This window comes from Roseibium sp. MB-4 (assembly GCF_053005265.1).
Map to the genome: position 1 here is coordinate 204,235 of NZ_JBRKQB010000003.1, position 14,718 is coordinate 218,952.

General features: G+C 56.0%; 12 protein-coding genes. 9 read left to right on the forward strand and 3 right to left on the reverse strand.

The genetic code is table 11. The features are described from left to right. Window positions 1-271 precede the first annotated feature (271 nt). Both dapB and ACVDG4_RS17460 read left to right on the forward strand, forming a co-directional pair. On the forward strand, window positions 272-1,084 hold the full coding sequence (gene dapB / locus ACVDG4_RS17455; protein WP_286182697.1) for a 4-hydroxy-tetrahydrodipicolinate reductase: 813 nt from the start codon (window positions 272-274) through the stop codon (window positions 1,082-1,084). Between the two features lie 33 nt (window positions 1,085-1,117). Then, a complete protein-coding gene (locus tag ACVDG4_RS17460) occupies window positions 1,118-1,738 on the forward strand; it encodes a 2,3-bisphosphoglycerate-dependent phosphoglycerate mutase (RefSeq protein WP_422019684.1) in 621 nt (206 codons plus the stop codon). 51 nt (window positions 1,739-1,789) lie between these two features. Here ACVDG4_RS17460 and ACVDG4_RS17465 read toward each other — a convergent pair whose 3' ends face one another. From ACVDG4_RS17465 to ACVDG4_RS17475, 3 genes are read right to left on the reverse strand one after another with little or no spacing between them, the layout of a single operon-like run. Continuing rightward, on the reverse strand, window positions 1,790-2,791 hold the full coding sequence (locus tag ACVDG4_RS17465; RefSeq protein WP_133949269.1) for an adenosine kinase: 1,002 nt from the start codon (window positions 2,789-2,791) through the stop codon (window positions 1,790-1,792). A 38-nt stretch (window positions 2,792-2,829) separates the two neighbouring features. Beyond that, entirely contained in the window at window positions 2,830-3,720 is an 891-nt protein-coding gene (locus ACVDG4_RS17470; protein ID WP_209172097.1) for a prephenate dehydratase, read from the reverse strand. A 27-nt stretch (window positions 3,721-3,747) separates the two neighbouring features. Further along, entirely contained in the window at window positions 3,748-4,482 is a 735-nt protein-coding gene (locus tag ACVDG4_RS17475) for a 3-deoxy-manno-octulosonate cytidylyltransferase (RefSeq protein ID WP_447236055.1), read from the reverse strand. A 200-nt stretch (window positions 4,483-4,682) separates the two neighbouring features. On the opposite strand from ACVDG4_RS17475, the gene ACVDG4_RS17480 reads away from it, so the two are divergent. The 7 genes from ACVDG4_RS17480 to ACVDG4_RS17510 all read left to right on the forward strand — a co-directional run bounded on the left by ACVDG4_RS17480 (window position 4,683) and on the right by ACVDG4_RS17510 (window position 14,710). Beyond that, window positions 4,683-5,234 carry a c-type cytochrome gene (locus ACVDG4_RS17480; protein ID WP_008189097.1) on the forward strand — a complete coding sequence of 184 codons (552 nt, stop codon included), beginning with the start codon at window positions 4,683-4,685 and terminating at the stop codon, window positions 5,232-5,234. 156 nt (window positions 5,235-5,390) lie between these two features. Then, the gene (locus tag ACVDG4_RS17485) at window positions 5,391-6,821 is read left to right on the forward strand and encodes a diguanylate cyclase domain-containing protein (protein ID WP_447236056.1); all 1,431 of its coding nucleotides are present in this window, start codon (window positions 5,391-5,393) and stop codon (window positions 6,819-6,821) included. A 102-nt stretch (window positions 6,822-6,923) separates the two neighbouring features. After that, window positions 6,924-8,804: an extracellular solute-binding protein gene (locus ACVDG4_RS17490; protein WP_447236057.1), complete on the forward strand. Its 1,881-nt coding sequence runs from the start codon at window positions 6,924-6,926 to the stop codon at window positions 8,802-8,804. Continuing rightward, the gene (locus tag ACVDG4_RS17495; RefSeq protein ID WP_447236058.1) at window positions 8,801-10,693 is read left to right on the forward strand and encodes an extracellular solute-binding protein; all 1,893 of its coding nucleotides are present in this window, start codon (window positions 8,801-8,803) and stop codon (window positions 10,691-10,693) included. The genes ACVDG4_RS17490 and ACVDG4_RS17495 overlap by 4 nt, the downstream gene beginning before the upstream one ends. A 64-nt stretch (window positions 10,694-10,757) precedes the next feature. Continuing rightward, window positions 10,758-11,879, forward strand: coding sequence for a microcin C ABC transporter permease YejB (locus ACVDG4_RS17500; RefSeq protein WP_209172103.1), 1,122 nt, complete (start codon window positions 10,758-10,760; stop codon window positions 11,877-11,879). Between the two features lie 94 nt (window positions 11,880-11,973). Continuing rightward, window positions 11,974-13,068 carry an ABC transporter permease gene (locus ACVDG4_RS17505; protein WP_447236329.1) on the forward strand — a complete coding sequence of 365 codons (1,095 nt, stop codon included), beginning with the start codon at window positions 11,974-11,976 and terminating at the stop codon, window positions 13,066-13,068. A 10-nt stretch (window positions 13,069-13,078) separates the two neighbouring features. Then, window positions 13,079-14,710 carry an ABC transporter ATP-binding protein gene (locus ACVDG4_RS17510; RefSeq protein WP_447236059.1) on the forward strand — a complete coding sequence of 544 codons (1,632 nt, stop codon included), beginning with the start codon at window positions 13,079-13,081 and terminating at the stop codon, window positions 14,708-14,710. Window positions 14,711-14,718: the final 8 nt, after the last annotated feature.

Sequence of the window (14,718 nt, forward strand, 5' to 3'; positions counted from 1 at the left end):
AAAAAGCCGCTTTTTGTTGTTGTGTCTGATCACTTTATCGAAACGCTATTATAAGAGGTCAAACAAATACTTAATTAAACGAATTATTGTTTGTTTTTATCATGTCAATTTCGGCCATTCTGCAATCGATCAGTTAATATCGGTTGGGCCTAACTTCTGTCCCAAGTTACGGACCAGACATTGAAGCGCCCGTGTTTGTTGCGTTCGCATCAGACATTTGCCTGCAGTTACGAACCTGCTATACCGCTGCCAACTTTGAAGGGAACAAGGTATGGGTTCAATGCGCTTGGTCGTGGTTGGTGCAGGTGGCCGGATGGGGCGGGCCTTGACCCGGGCCGTCACAGATGCTGCGGGAGCAGACGTGGTTGCGGCCATTGAGCAAGAGGGATCGCCTTTCCTAGGTCAGGATGTGGGTGAGCTTGCCGGCGTTGGCGCTTTGAATGTCCCTGTGACCGATGATCCGTTGTCTGCATTTGCGAAAGCCGACGGGGTCTTGGATTTTACAGCGCCAAAAGCGAGCATTTGGTTTGCTGAGTTGGCGGCCCAGGCGCGGATCGTTCATGTGATCGGAACGACTGGTTGGACGCCGGAGGAGGAAACACCTCTTCGCGCCGCTGCAAGGCACGCACGGATTATCAAATCCGGCAACATGAGCCTCGGCGTCAACTTGCTGGCGAGCCTTGTGCGCAAGGCAGCAGCGGCGTTGGACGCAGACTTTGATATCGAAGTTCTGGAAATGCATCACAAACACAAAGTCGATGCGCCGTCCGGCACCGCTTTGCTTCTCGGCGAAGCTGCCGCAGAAGGCCGCGGGATCGATCTCCAGACCCATTCAGTTCGAAGCCGTGACGGTATTATGGACCCGCGAAAGACCGGCGATATCGGTTTTGCGACCCTTCGGGGCGGATCCGTCATAGGAGAGCACTCCGTGATTTTCGCCGGTGAAGGCGAGCGGATTGAGCTGACGCACCGCGCCGAAGACCGGCAGCTGTTTGCACGCGGCGCGGTCAAGGCGGCCCTGTGGGGCTTCGACCAGAAACCCGGATTTTATTCCATGGCCGACGTCCTTGGCCTGGACACCTGATCAATTCAAGATGATCCACCTAAGGAGATCTTTATGGAACGCCTGCTAGTGCTTGTCCGCCACGGACAGAGCGAATGGAACCTTAAAAACCTGTTCACAGGCTGGAAAGACCCGGGTCTTACCGACCAGGGCGTTGCCGAAGCGCATAAGGCGGGCGAGCAGCTGCGGGATCTGAAACTGAATTTCGATCTGGCCTTTACGTCGGTGTTGTCCCGTGCCCAGAAAACGCTCGGGATAATTCTGGAAGAGCTTGACCAAACCGGCCTCGAAACTTTCAAGGATCAGGCTCTGAACGAACGTGACTATGGCGATTTGACCGGCATGAACAAAGATGAGGCCCGGGAAAAGTTTGGCGAGGAACAGGTTCACATCTGGCGCCGGTCGTACGACATTCCACCTCCGGGAGGTGAGAGCCTTAAAATGACTGCTGAACGTGTTCTGCCGTACTACAAAGCCGAGATATTGCCGCGCGTCTTGTCTGGCAAGCGCACGATCGTTGCAGCCCACGGCAATTCGTTGCGGTCGCTCATCATGGAACTGGAAGGGCTGAGCCCGGAGGAAATCCTGAAGCGGGAGCTCGGGACCGGGACGCCGATCATCTATCGCCTGGATGAAGACGGAAAAGTCATCAGCGTCCAGGATCTGGCCGCCTGAGGATTACAAAATTCATGAGAAAAAAGGCGGCCGATGGGCCGCCTTTTTTATTCAAACTTCAAAGCCATTCTGCGCTGCAAGGTTTTTCAGCGGCCGCTCGGGGCGGGCGCCGACGTGCTTGATAACGCTGGAGGCACAGATGCAGCCGAGCTCAGCGGCATTGGTGAGCGAGTAATCTCGTGCGAGGCCAAACAGAAAGCCGGCGGCAAAGAGGTCGCCGGCACCGGTGAGGTCGACGACATTGTCAACTTGCTGAGCAGGAACCTTGACGGTTTCCTCAGGTGTGATGATCATCGCGCCCTCTTTTCCGAGCGTCAGGGCGGTCATTGCGCCGCTCTCACGCGCGGCAGAAATGGCTGTGTCCAGGTCTCCCGTCTGATAAAGCGCCTTAATTTCATGCTCATTGGCGAACATCAGATCAACGACGCCGTCTGACAGCAGGCCGGTAAACTCATCCCGGTAACGGTCAACACAGAAGGAGTCGGACAAGGTGATTGCCACTTTCCGATCATGCTTGTGTGCGATCTCTGCAGCCGCGAGGAAAGCTTTTTTTGCCTCTTCCGGATCCCACAAGTAGCCTTCCATGTAGGTGACTGCGGCTGCGGCAACCACGTCTTCATCAACATCTGAGGGGCTGAATTCCGTGCACGCGCCAAGATATGTGTTCATGGTGCGCTCACCGTCAGGAGTGATCAGGATCATTGAGCGGGCAGTGGGCTTCCATTCACGAAGGCGCGGGGTGTTGTAGTAGACACCTGTGCCGTTCATGTCGTGGTAGTAGCTGTCGCCGAGTTCGTCTTCGGCGACTTTTCCAAAATAAGCCGGGCGCCCCCCGAGAGAGGCAATTCCAGCCGCCGTGTTGCCTGCGCTGCCGCCGGAGATGCGGACCGTTTGGCCCATCTTGTTGAACAAGGCCACAGCTTCATCGGTCTCGATGAGCCGCATGGACCCTTTGACCAGGCCCTCCTGGAGAAGAAAGTCTTCCTCGACATGGGCAAATACATCACAAATAGCATTGCCGATGCACAGGGCATCAAAACGAATTTCGGTCATTGGGTCCTCTAGGGGTCCTGAAAGAATGGGCGTCGCCCTTAAGATTGCGGATTGGGTCTTAAGGCCCGGTTAGCTTCCGGTTCACGAATTTTGTCGCGGAACGGGCTCGCGCGGTAAACGCCAACGATCTTGAGCTCCGCGCAGAAGAAGGCAAGCTCTTCCAAAGCGAGTGCAACATGCGGGTCGTTTGGGTGCCCTTCGATGTCTGCGTAGAACATGGACGCGAAGAATTGTCCCTCCAGCTGGTAGGATTCCAGCTTGGTCATGTTCACATTGTTCGTCGCAAAGCCGCCGAGTGCCTTGTATAGAGCGGCCGGCACGTTCCGGACCCGGAAGATGAAGGTGCTGATTACCGGTTGGCCGTTGTGGGCTGCCTCCATCTTGTCGCGGGACAGGATCACAAACCGCGTGGTGTTGTGTGCCTCGTCTTCCACATCTTCACGCAGGATGTCGAGACCGTAGATATCTGCGGCCATCCGTGGGGCGAGTGCTGCATGGGTGGGATCGCCCAGCTCGGCAATCTGACGAGCGGAGCCGGCGGTGTCAGCGCCAACAACAGCGTTCAAACCCAGCTCGCGGATGATGTTCCGGCATTGCCCCAGCGCATGGACGTGGCTTTGTACCGTTGTAAGGTTTTCAACCTTGGTCCCTTTTGGAGCCATCAACTGGAACCGGATCGGCATGAAGTACTCGCCGATGATGTGCAAATTGGAACCAGGTAGAAGATGGTGAATGTCCGCGACACGGCCCGCGACCGAATTTTCGATCGGGATCATCGCCAGGTCGGCTTTGCCGTCCGCCATTGCCGAAAAACAGTCTTCAAACGTCGCGCAGGGAATGGCTTCGTAGTCGGGATAAACGTCACGGCAGGCCATGTGGGAATTGGCGCCGGTTTCGCCCTGGAAGACGATTTTTTTCGCATTGCTCATTGATGTGTCCAGCTTTGGTGCGGCGTTTTATAAGGATTGATAGGCTAATCGAGCCCGTTCTAGATCTTCAGGTGTGTTCACGTCCATAGGCGCGGAGGCAATCTCCGATACATCAATGCGCATACCGGCCTCGAGCGCGCGCAATTGTTCCAATTTTTCCCGCTTTTCCAGTGGCGACGGCGACAGCGAGACAAAACGCTCCAGCGCGGCGCGGCGATAGGCATAGATGCCGATGTGCTGATAAAGCGAACCGTCGCCACCCGGCGCGGTTGCGCGGGTAAAATATAGCGCCCGGTTGTGCCCGTGTCCGTTCGGTGTCGTGACTGCTTTGACGAAGTTCGGGTCGTCGCGGAACCGATCATCCCGGATTTCGGTCATGATAGTGCCAATGTCTACGCCTGAGACCGAAAGGGGGGCGAAGGCAGCCCGAATCGCTGCAGGCTCAATCAGAGGCACATCGCCCTGAACATTCAATACAGTGTCGTGCTTCTGGTCGGGGTCCAGGGTCTGCGCGGCTTCAAAGATACGGTCTGAACCAGATTCGTGGTCGTCCCGGGTCATAACGGCAGTTCCGCCATGATCCCGGACCGCTTCTGCGATACTCGTGTCGTCAGTCGCAACGGCGACTGGTCCGATATCTGCGTTGAGGGCCTGCTCGAGTACCCGGACAATCATTGGTTTTCCGCAGATATCCGCCAACGGCTTCCGGGGCAGTCGTGTTGCGGCCAGTCGGGCCGGAACAATAACAAGTGCAGAGCTCAATCCAGTCTCCTTTGGCGGGTTTTTTGGCCGGAAAACTGTGTTTTTCCGGGGGCGCGTCCGAATGTCGTACACGTTGCCCTTTTAAAGCTATGGACAGCGAGGTCAAAAAATTTGTAGGTTCCGGCAAAATTCGATGAGCTGATAGGGTTCGTGACCTCAAGTTACGGGCCCGGACGCGTATGAGCTTGGAGCCGGAGAGAATGGATTCCTTCACGCTGAACAAGGCCGCTGGTGCGGTTCTTATGGTGCTTATTCTGACTATGGGTTTGGGAATTGTGTCTGACATAATTTTCAAGCCGACGATCCCGGGCAAGCCCGGCTATGAAATTGTCGTGGCCGCTGCGGAAGATTCAACGTCAGAAGTCACACCGGAGCCGGATGTCGTTCCGATTGGCGAGTTGCTCATGGCTGCTGCTGCCAGTGATGGCGAGAGTGCTGCAAAGAAATGTGCGGCGTGCCACACTTTCGAGCAGGGCGGCGCGAACAAAGTCGGCCCGAACCTGTGGGAAATCGTTGGTCGTAAGCCGGGTGGTGTTGATGGCGTAAATTATTCAAGCGCAATGGCTGCATACGGCGAGGAAAATCCGGAGTGGACCTACGAGGGCCTTTATAACTTTCTCGCTGCCCCGAAAAAATACATCCCGGGCACGTCCATGGGCTTTGCAGGTATCCGCAAGTCTGAAGAGCGGGCTGACCTGATTGCTTACATGCGCGAGCAGGCTGCTACACCAAAGCCGCTTCCGGGAGAATAATCCCAATAAGCACTGGTGAAATGCTGCGACTACATTTGGAAGCCGGGCAATTGCCCGGCTTTTTTATTGCGATTTGAAGAAAAATTAAGTTTTGTGACGTTACGTATCATTTAGGTAATATTGGCAGGAACGACAATCCAATTGGATTGGGCAAGCATGAACGCACTGCGTCAATTCTTTGTACATAGCAATGGGGCGTGGGTTGCTTCGCTGACGGCGGTGATTTGCTTTCTGGCTGGGATCGCGGTGACGGCGCATGTCGGGTACACGGTGCGCAGCGAAATCATGTCCCAAAACAAACGTCAGGCCGTTGCCAATCTTTCAGAAGTCCGCGCCAAGCTGGAAGGCGAACTCAACCGCACAGTTGCCTACGGTATCGGACTGCGGGCCAATGTCATTGAGTCCTCGAAAGAGCCGTTCAATGCGCGAAAATACGATGCGATCGCGTCTGATTTGATTGATGAAAATCCAGTCATAAGATCAATCGGACTTGCGCCGGGCAATGTCCTGCAAGCTGTCTATCCATATCAGCCCAACCAGTCGGCCATCGGCTTGGACTACCGATTGAACACAAGCCAATGGCCTGCAATCAGACAGGCCATGCTCTCTCGAGAGATTGTTATTGCCGGGCCCTTGGAACTCGTACAGGGCGGTCGGGCGCTTTTAATCCGGATCCCTGTGTTCCCGCCGGCCGAACTCGGACAGCCCATGCCGGAACGCCCATATTGGGGTGTGTTGTCTCTTGTGGTCGATGAAGCGGGCCTGATGCAAGCTGCTGGCATCTCTGACACTGTCAAACAGCTGCGGATTGGGATCGTGGACAAAGCTGCTGCCACACCGGAAAAGGCGCATATATTCGGAAGCTTCGGCTTGATGGATATTGACAGTGTAAGACTCCCCTTGAACCTGCCCGGTGGTTTGACATGGGAAGTTCTAGGCTATCCAGAAAACGGTTGGAACAGCAACGAACGCAGCATCTGGATCACTCAGCTTGTCGGCAGTTTGATTTCGCTTCTGTTCGGCGCCATGGCGTTTTTGCTGATCAGCGAGGTTTACAAGGTGCGCTCAATGGCTTTGCACGACCCGCTGACCGGGTTGGCCAATCGGCGGCTCTTGGAAGACAGGATGCTTCAATTGGCGGTCATGTCCGATCGGACCGGGTCCGGCTTTGAGATCTTCTATGTCGACCTTGATGCCTTTAAGCCGATCAATGACAATTATGGGCATGCGGCCGGGGATCAGTTGCTCGTCGAAATCGGTCATCGGCTACAGCAGCAGACACGGCAGACAGATACGGTTGCCCGTGTGGGGGGGGATGAGTTCATCGTTTTGACCCCTGGAAACATGCGCCGCCTGGAACGGGAGGCGTTCCTGGAGCGCTTGGGCGAACGTCTTTCAGAGGTTTTCGAGTTCTCCGGTGTGCGCATCGGTGTGAGCGCCAGTATCGGCAGTGCAAGCTTTCCAAGCGATGCAGGCACCATTGACGATCTGCTCAGAGTTGCCGACAGCCGGATGTACAGCCAAAAGACCAAGGGGCGGAAAGAATCGGAAACCGTCTCCGGCAACGAGCTCTCGCAAACCGGTTAAATTTCTGTCATGTCACGCTTAATGGGTGGTTTTTTGGCCACCGCTCCCTAAACTGTTTCCATACCGCGAACTGCGGCCCGGACAACAGCAACGGAGCAAGTGATGCGAGCCGCTTGGCGTGCAAACGAAAAACCAGCGGTGACGGCAATACTGACAGGAGTGTTGTTGCTGGTCGCTGCAATCGCCAATCCCGCAGTGGCGCAAGATCCTCAGTGGAAACATGCTGCGGCTTTGAATGGCACGCCGAAATATGGCCCTGACGCCGAACATTTTGACTATGTAAACCCTGATGCGCCGAAAGGCGGCACAGTGCGCCTCGCAGCCCGCGGCGGGTTCGACACCTTCAACTTCCTGCCGCCCAAAGGCCAGCCTGCGCCTGGGATCCTGAACATTTACGAAAGCCTGATGGAACCGTCACTCGATGAAGACGACATCAGTGCGCAGTACGGTGTTCTGGCAGATGGCGTCAGATATCCGGACGACTATTCTTGGGTCGAATACCGAATGAACCAGAACGCCAAATGGCATGACGGGCAGCCGGTGACGGCCGAAGATGTGATCTGGTCGTTTGAGAAATCAATCGAACTCAATCCGCAGCGGAAGTTTTACTACAAGAACGTCACCAATGCCGAAATCGTTGACGGCAATATCGTTCGGTTCACGTTCGACACATCCGGCAACCGTGAACTTCCCAAGATCATGGGACAGCTCACAATTCTGCCAAAGCATTGGTGGGAAGGAACCAATGACAAGGGTGAGCCTCGGGATCTCTCCAAGAGTTCGCTGGAGCCGCCCCTGGGATCCGGTCAGTACCGGATCAAGGATTTTTCGGCCAACCGGCAAGTGATCTACGAACGGGTCGACGATTATTGGGGTGGGGATTTGCCGATCCGGGCCGGAACAGGAAACTTTGACGAGATCCGGTACGTCATCTTTCTGGACGATGCGGTTCAGTTCGAAGGCTTCAAAGGCGATCAATACGATTTTCATACCGAACGCAGCTCTAGCCAATGGGCAAAGCGGTATGATTTTCCAGCACTCCGCGACGGGCGGGTCGTGCGCGAGATCTTTCCCGACCGATCCACCGGCGTGATGCAGGGATACTTCCTGAACCTCAGAAGAGACAAGTTCAAGAACCCAGACGTGCGCCGGGCGCTGAACTATGCCTATGATTTTGAAACCACCAACGAAATCATCTCCGCCAACCTTTTGAAACGCGTGAATTCCTATTTCTCAGGCACGGAACTGGCCTCGTCAGGTCTGCCGACCGGAAAGGAACTGGAAATTCTTGAAGAAGTTCGCGATCAAGTGCCGCCGGAAGTCTTTACCGAAGAATTTAAGAACCCGGTCGGCGGTTCCCCGCAAAATGTCCGGGCCAATTTGCGTGAGGCCGTCAAGCTTCTGCGCGGTGCCGGTTACAAACTCGAAGGGCGCCAGATGGTCGACGAGGCAACCGGTGAGCAGCTCACGATCGAGTTCCTTTACCGCGATAAGGCCAGTGAGCGCTCTCTGCTTCCCTACGCGAAAAATCTGGAGAGCATCGGTATCAATGCTGTCTTGCGGCTTGTCGATACGTCCCAGTTCATCAATCGGGTTCGGGCACGCGACTTCGATGCGACGACCTTGGCGATCGGGCAGTCTTTGTCACCGGGGAACGAGCAACGGGAGTATTGGGGGTCTGTTTCTGCCGACAATGCGAGCTCGGCCAACTATGGCGGCATCAAAAACCCAGCCATCGATCACCTGATCGACAAGGTGATCTTCGCAGAAGATCGTGAGACCCTTGTTGCTGCGACCCACGCCCTAGACCGTGTCCTGTTGTGGAACCACTACGTGGTGCCACAGTTCTACGTCGATGAGACCCGAACAGCGCGTTGGGACCGGTTCTCGCACCCGGAAAACATGCCGGAATATAGCACCGGGTTCCCGGAAATCTGGTGGTATGACGAAGAAAAGGCAGCAAAAACCGGAGCAGTACAATGACGAACCGTCAAGGGCCGGACCGACGGCAGGTCTTGAAGCTCTCCGCAGCAACGGCACTTGCGGCTGCATCCGGACCGCTTTTCTCACGGGCAGCATATGCAGCCGGTGAGAGCACAGGTGCGCGTCATGGCCTTTCGGTGTTTGGTGACCTGAAATATGGGCCGGACTTCACGCACTTTGATTACGTAAACCCGGATGCGCCAAAAGGCGGAACCTTCAATTTTCAAGCGCCGTACTGGTCCTTCAATCAGAATGTCCTGACTTACAACACCTTCAATTCCTTCATTTTGAAAGGGGATGCGCCGCCGCGGATGGAGCTGTGTTTCGACACTCTCATGGTCAGGGCCTATGATGAACCGGATGCGGTTTATGGGCTCGTCGCAGAAAGTGTTGAGGTCTCCGAAGACGGCAATCGCTTCATCTTCAATTTGCGGCCTGAAGCAAAGTTTCATGATGGCTCAAAGCTGACAGCCGAAGACGTTGCTTTCTCCATGCTGCTTCTCAAAGAGCACGGCCATCCGAACATCAGTCAGCCGATGCGGGTTCTGACCGATGCGGAAGTTCTCGACGAACATCGCGTCGTTCTGCAGTTTGATGGGACACAGTCCCGCAATTATCCGCTCGGTGTCGCCGCCGGTTACCCGATCTTTTCAAAACGCTACTACACGGCCTACGACTTTGAGCAGAGCACGCTGACCCCGCCGCTGTCGTCGGGCCCTTATAAGGTTGGCAAACACGCTGTCGGGCGTTTTGTCGAATACCATAAGGTCGATGACTATTGGGCCAATGACCTTCCCGTGCTGCGCGGACAGAAAAACTTCCAGATCGTGCGGGTGGAGTTCTTCCGAGAGCGCCAGGTTGCTTTTGAGGCCTTCAAAAAAGGAACCGTCCGCTACCGCGAGGAATTTTCGTCAAAAAACTGGGCGACCGAATACAATTTCCCGGCGGTTGAAGATGGCAGGGTGGTGACAAAGGTTTTTCCGGACGGCCGTCCCTCAGGCGCGCAAGGTTGGTTTCTCAACACGCGCCGCGAGAAGTTCAAGGACCCGCGTGTGCGCCAAGCCCTCGGCTACGCATTTGACTTTGAATGGTCCAACAAGAACCTTTTTTACGATCTTTATCAAAGAACGCAGTCGTACTTCGAAAACTCGGAGATGAAGGCCGAAGGCGTGCCCCAGGGCGCGGAGCTGGCTTTGTTGGAACCTTACCGGGATCAGCTGCCGGAAGCTGTCTTCGGGGAGCCCGTGACGCCGCCGGTCAGCGATGGGTCGGGCTTTGACCGTGGACTGCTGCGCCGGGCCAATGAGCTTTTGCAGGAGGCAGGATACGCGCGCGACGGATCAAACCTTGTCGGACCAGACGGCAAACCGTTCACTATCGAATTTCTGAACAACACCACGTCGTTTGAACGGATCGTCAATCCATTCATCAAGAACCTGAAGCGTCTCGGTGTCGACGCAACTTTCCGGGTCGTGGACGGAGCCCAGTATCAGGCCCGCTTGAACGAGTTCGACTTCGACATAGCCAGCCGCCGGTTTGCCTTCAGTGCCACATTGTCTGATCCGATCCGGGAGTACTGGACCACCCGCTCAGCCAGTGTGCCGGGAAGCAGCAATCTTGCCGGCATTTCCGATCCCGTGATTGATGCCTTGACCGACAAAGTCCTGGCGGCGCAGTCCAAGGAGGAAATGGTCACCGCAGCCCGAGCGATCGATCGTGTCTTGCGTGCCGGTTACTACTGGATCCCGCAATGGTACAAGAACACCCATTCGGTGGCCATCTGGGACATATTCGGTTTTCCACCGGAACCGCCAAAGTATTTCTTCCCCGTGGAAGATCTTTGGTGGATAGATCCGGAAAAAGCCAAATTCATTGAAGATGCCGGTTAGAAAATAACAGACACTCTCTAAGCTCGGTTTTCGAGCTGAGACGCAAAGGGATAAAAAGACCCCTATGGGCGCTTATATTCTCCGCCGTTTGTTGCTCATGATCCCGACCCTTGTCGGGATCATGGCAATCAATTTTTTCATCATCCAGTTTGCACCCGGTGGACCGGTTGAGCGCGTCATTGCGCAGATCTCCGGCACGGATGTCGATGCGACATCGCGCATCAGCGGTGGCGGCAGCGATATGGGAAACATCGGCAATGAATCGTCCGGCGCAAGCGCGGGCGGTGGTGACAGTGTGACGTCCAAGTATCGCGGTGCTCAGGGGCTGGATCCGGAATTCATCAAAGAGCTGGAAGCGCAATTCGGGTTCGACAAGCCGCCGCTGGAACGGTTTTTGAACATGCTCTGGAATTATGCGCGGTTTGATTTCGGTGAGAGTTACTTCCGTGACATTCGCATCCTCGACCTGATCGCCGAAAAACTGCCCGTGTCGATCTCGCTCGGTCTGTGGATGACGCTGATTTCCTATGCGGTCTCGATCCCGCTTGGCATTCGCAAGGCTGTAAGCGATGGCTCGCGCTTTGATGTTTGGACCTCCGGGGTGATTGTGGTCGCCTATGCAATTCCAGGGTTCCTGTTTGCGGTTCTCTTGATCGTCCTCTTCGCCGGCGGGTCCTTCTGGGACATCTTCCCGCTGAGGGGATTGGTGTCCGACAATTGGGAGAGCCTGTCCTGGCCGGAACGGATCCTTGATTATTTCTGGCACCTGGCCTTGCCACTGACAGCGATGGTTCTGTCGGCTTTTGCGACAACGACGCTGCTCACCAAAAATTCCTTCCTGGATGAGATCCGCAAGCAATATGTGATTACCGCGCGCGCAAAAGGGTTGACGGAAAGCCAGGTTCTTTACGGCCATGTGTTCCGGAACGCGATGCTGATCGTTGTGGCCGGTTTCCCGGGCGCTTTCATCTCGTCCTTCTTTGCCGGTTCGCTGTTGATCGAGACGATCTTCTCGCTGGATGGTCTCGGGCTGCTCGGTTTTGAATCCATCATCAATCGCGATTACGCGGTGGTCTTTGCAACGCTGTACATTTTCTCGCTGATGGGACTTCTGGTGAATCTCATCTCTGACCTCACCTACACCTGGATCGATCCGCGGATCGATTTTGAAAGCCGGGAGGTGTGAGGCAATGGACAGTCGTCTGAACAAGGACCTCGAAAACGCCGGCTACGATGTGTTGAACCCGCTGGCGGAGGAAACGGCACCACCGCCCAAAAAGATGCGCCTGTCGCCGATTAACCAGCGGCGCCTTGCCAACTTCAAGGCCAATCGCCGGGGTTACTGGTCGCTCTGGATTTTTCTGGTGCTGTTTGTGCTCGCCATGGGCGCCGAGTTCTTGACCAACGACCGGCCAATCCTCGTCTCCTACAACGGCGAGATACTGACCCCGGTCTTCGTCGATTACCCGGAAGAAAAGTTTGGCGGCTTTCTGGCAATCACCGACTATCGGGATCCGTTCATCCAGGACGAGATCGAAGCGAACGGCTGGATGCTCTGGCCGCCGGTGCGGTACTCCTACCGTACCGTGAACCATGAAATACCGGTGCCCGCGCCAGCCCCGCCGTCGTGGATGCTGGATAAGGAAGAGCGGTGTCAGCGCTACCCGATGGGTGCGGACGATCCGAACTGCGTCATGGGCAACTGGAACTGGCTCGGCACAGATGATCAGGGCCGCGATGTTCTGGCGCGTCTAGTCTACGGCTTCCGCATCTCGGTCTTGTTTGGTCTGGCCCTGACACTGGCATCTTCGGTGATTGGCATCGCGGCTGGAGCCGTGCAGGGCTATTATGGCGGCTGGGTGGACCTGATCTTCCAGCGCTTTATCGAGATCTGGACAGCCATCCCGACGCTGTATCTCATTCTGATTGTGTCCTCGGTTCTCATTCCCGGATTCTGGACACTCTTCACAATCCTGCTCGCCTTCTCCTGGGTGGCGCTGGTGGGCGTCGTTCGCGCCGAGTTTCTGCGGGGCCGGAACTTTGAATACATATCGGCGGCACGCGCGCTGGGCGTGTCCAACGGTGTGATTATGTGGCGGCACCTGTTGCCGAATGCGATGGTGGCAACACTCACCTTCATGCCCTTCATCCTGAACGGATCTATCTCGACCCTTACGGCGCTGGATTTCCTCGGCTTTGGTCTGCCGCCTGGGTCCGCATCGCTTGGCGAACTGCTCGCACAGGGCAAGAACAACCTTCAGGCGCCGTGGCTGGGCATCACCGGGTTCTTGGTGATCTCGCTGATGTTGAGTTTGTTGATTTTCATTGGCGAAGCCGTGCGAGATGCGTTCGATCCGCGCAAGAGCTTGGCATAGGGAGGCAGAGATGACCAAAGACACGCTCGTCTCCATTCAGGATCTCTCCGTTGCTTTCACGCAGGGCGGCAGGGAAACGCTTGCAGTCGACCGGATTTCCTTTGACATCAACAAGGGGGAAACCGTTGCGCTGGTTGGCGAAAGTGGGTCCGGAAAATCGGTCTCGGCTTTGTCGGTCCTGAAACTTCTACCGTACCCGGCTGCCTCTCATCCGACTGGCAAAATCGTCAAGGATGGCGTTGACCTCCTGCAGGCAAATGCCAACGAGATGCGTAAGGTGCGCGGCAACGAGATCTCGATGATCTTTCAGGAGCCGATGACCTCGCTCAACCCCTTGCATACGGTCGAGCGTCAGATCTCTGAGATTCTGAAAGTGCACCGGGGCATGAGCGACACCCAGTCCCGCGCACGGGTTCTGGAGCTCATGAATCAGGTCGGCATCCGGGATCCGGAATCCCGCCTTGGGTCTTATCCGCACCAGCTTTCCGGCGGGCAGCGGCAGCGTGTCATGATTGCGATGGCGCTTGCGAACGAGCCGGACCTTTTGATCGCTGATGAACCGACAACCGCGCTCGATGTGACGGTGCAAGCGCAGATCCTGGAACTGTTGAAGGATCTGCAGCGCCAACAGGGCATGGCCATGCTGTTCATCACCCATGACCTCGGCATCGTGCGCAAGTTTGCGGATCGGGTCTGCGTCATGACCGGCGGAAAGATCGTTGAGCAGGGCCCGGTCGCCGAGATTTTCGACAATCCGCAACACGATTACACCAAGCATCTGTTGGCCGCAGAGCCTAAGGGCAACCCACCAGAAACGGACAAGACCAAGCCCATCGTGGTTCAGGCCGATGACCTGAAGGTCTGGTTCCCGATCAAGCGCGGGTTCTTGCGCCGGACCGTTGACCATGTAAAGGCCGTTGACGGCATTGATGTCACCGTACGGGAGGGACAGACGCTCGGGATCGTGGGCGAGAGTGGGTCAGGTAAGACCACACTTGGGCTTGCGATCTTGCGAATGATTTCCTCCACCGGCCGCATCGCCTTCAATGGTCAGGACATTCATGAAAACTCCTGGAAGGAAATGCGGCCTTTGCGCCGCGACATGCAGATCGTGTTTCAGGACCCGTTTGGGGCGCTTTCCCCGCGTATGTCTGTCGCCGACATTGTTGGAGAGGGTCTTCAGGTGCACTTCCCGGGCATCTCTTCAGAAGAGCGGGACCGGAAAGTTGCCGGAGCGCTGGAAGAGGTTGGCCTTGATGCCTCTACACGTCACCGCTACCCGCACGAGTTCTCAGGTGGTCAGCGCCAGCGCATCTCCATTGCCCGGGCCATGGTTCTGGAGCCGAAATTCGTCATGCTGGACGAACCGACGTCAGCTTTGGACATGAGTGTTCAGGCGCAGGTGGTCGATCTCTTGCGGGACCTGCAAAAGGCGCATGGATTGGCGTATCTTTTCATATCTCACGATTTGAAGGTGGTGCGAGCCCTTGCCAACGAAGTGGTCGTCATGCGGCAGGGCAAGGTGGTGGAATCCGGCCCGGCTGAAAAGATCTTCGACTCGCCGGAAACAGATTACACAAAAGCCCTCATGGCAGCCGCGTTCCGGCTGGAGACGGCACCGGAAGGTGTCGTCAGTGTCTGATCTATTGA

Coding starts and splice junctions, on each gene's coding strand:
- dapB (WP_286182697.1), top strand. CDS start 272: ATGGGTTCAATGCGCTTGGTCGTGGTTGGTGCAGGTGGCCGGATGGGG.
- ACVDG4_RS17460 (WP_422019684.1), top strand. CDS start 1,118: ATGGAACGCCTGCTAGTGCTTGTCCGCCACGGACAGAGCGAATGGAAC.
- ACVDG4_RS17465 (WP_133949269.1), bottom strand. CDS start 2,791: ATGACCGAAATTCGTTTTGATGCCCTGTGCATCGGCAATGCTATTTGT.
- ACVDG4_RS17470 (WP_209172097.1), bottom strand. CDS start 3,720: ATGAGCAATGCGAAAAAAATCGTCTTCCAGGGCGAAACCGGCGCCAAT.
- ACVDG4_RS17480 (WP_008189097.1), top strand. CDS start 4,683: ATGGATTCCTTCACGCTGAACAAGGCCGCTGGTGCGGTTCTTATGGTG.
- ACVDG4_RS17485 (WP_447236056.1), top strand. CDS start 5,391: ATGAACGCACTGCGTCAATTCTTTGTACATAGCAATGGGGCGTGGGTT.
- ACVDG4_RS17490 (WP_447236057.1), top strand. CDS start 6,924: ATGCGAGCCGCTTGGCGTGCAAACGAAAAACCAGCGGTGACGGCAATA.
- ACVDG4_RS17495 (WP_447236058.1), top strand. CDS start 8,801: ATGACGAACCGTCAAGGGCCGGACCGACGGCAGGTCTTGAAGCTCTCC.
- ACVDG4_RS17500 (WP_209172103.1), top strand. CDS start 10,758: ATGGGCGCTTATATTCTCCGCCGTTTGTTGCTCATGATCCCGACCCTT.
- ACVDG4_RS17505 (WP_447236329.1), top strand. CDS start 11,974: ATGCGCCTGTCGCCGATTAACCAGCGGCGCCTTGCCAACTTCAAGGCC.
- ACVDG4_RS17510 (WP_447236059.1), top strand. CDS start 13,079: ATGACCAAAGACACGCTCGTCTCCATTCAGGATCTCTCCGTTGCTTTC.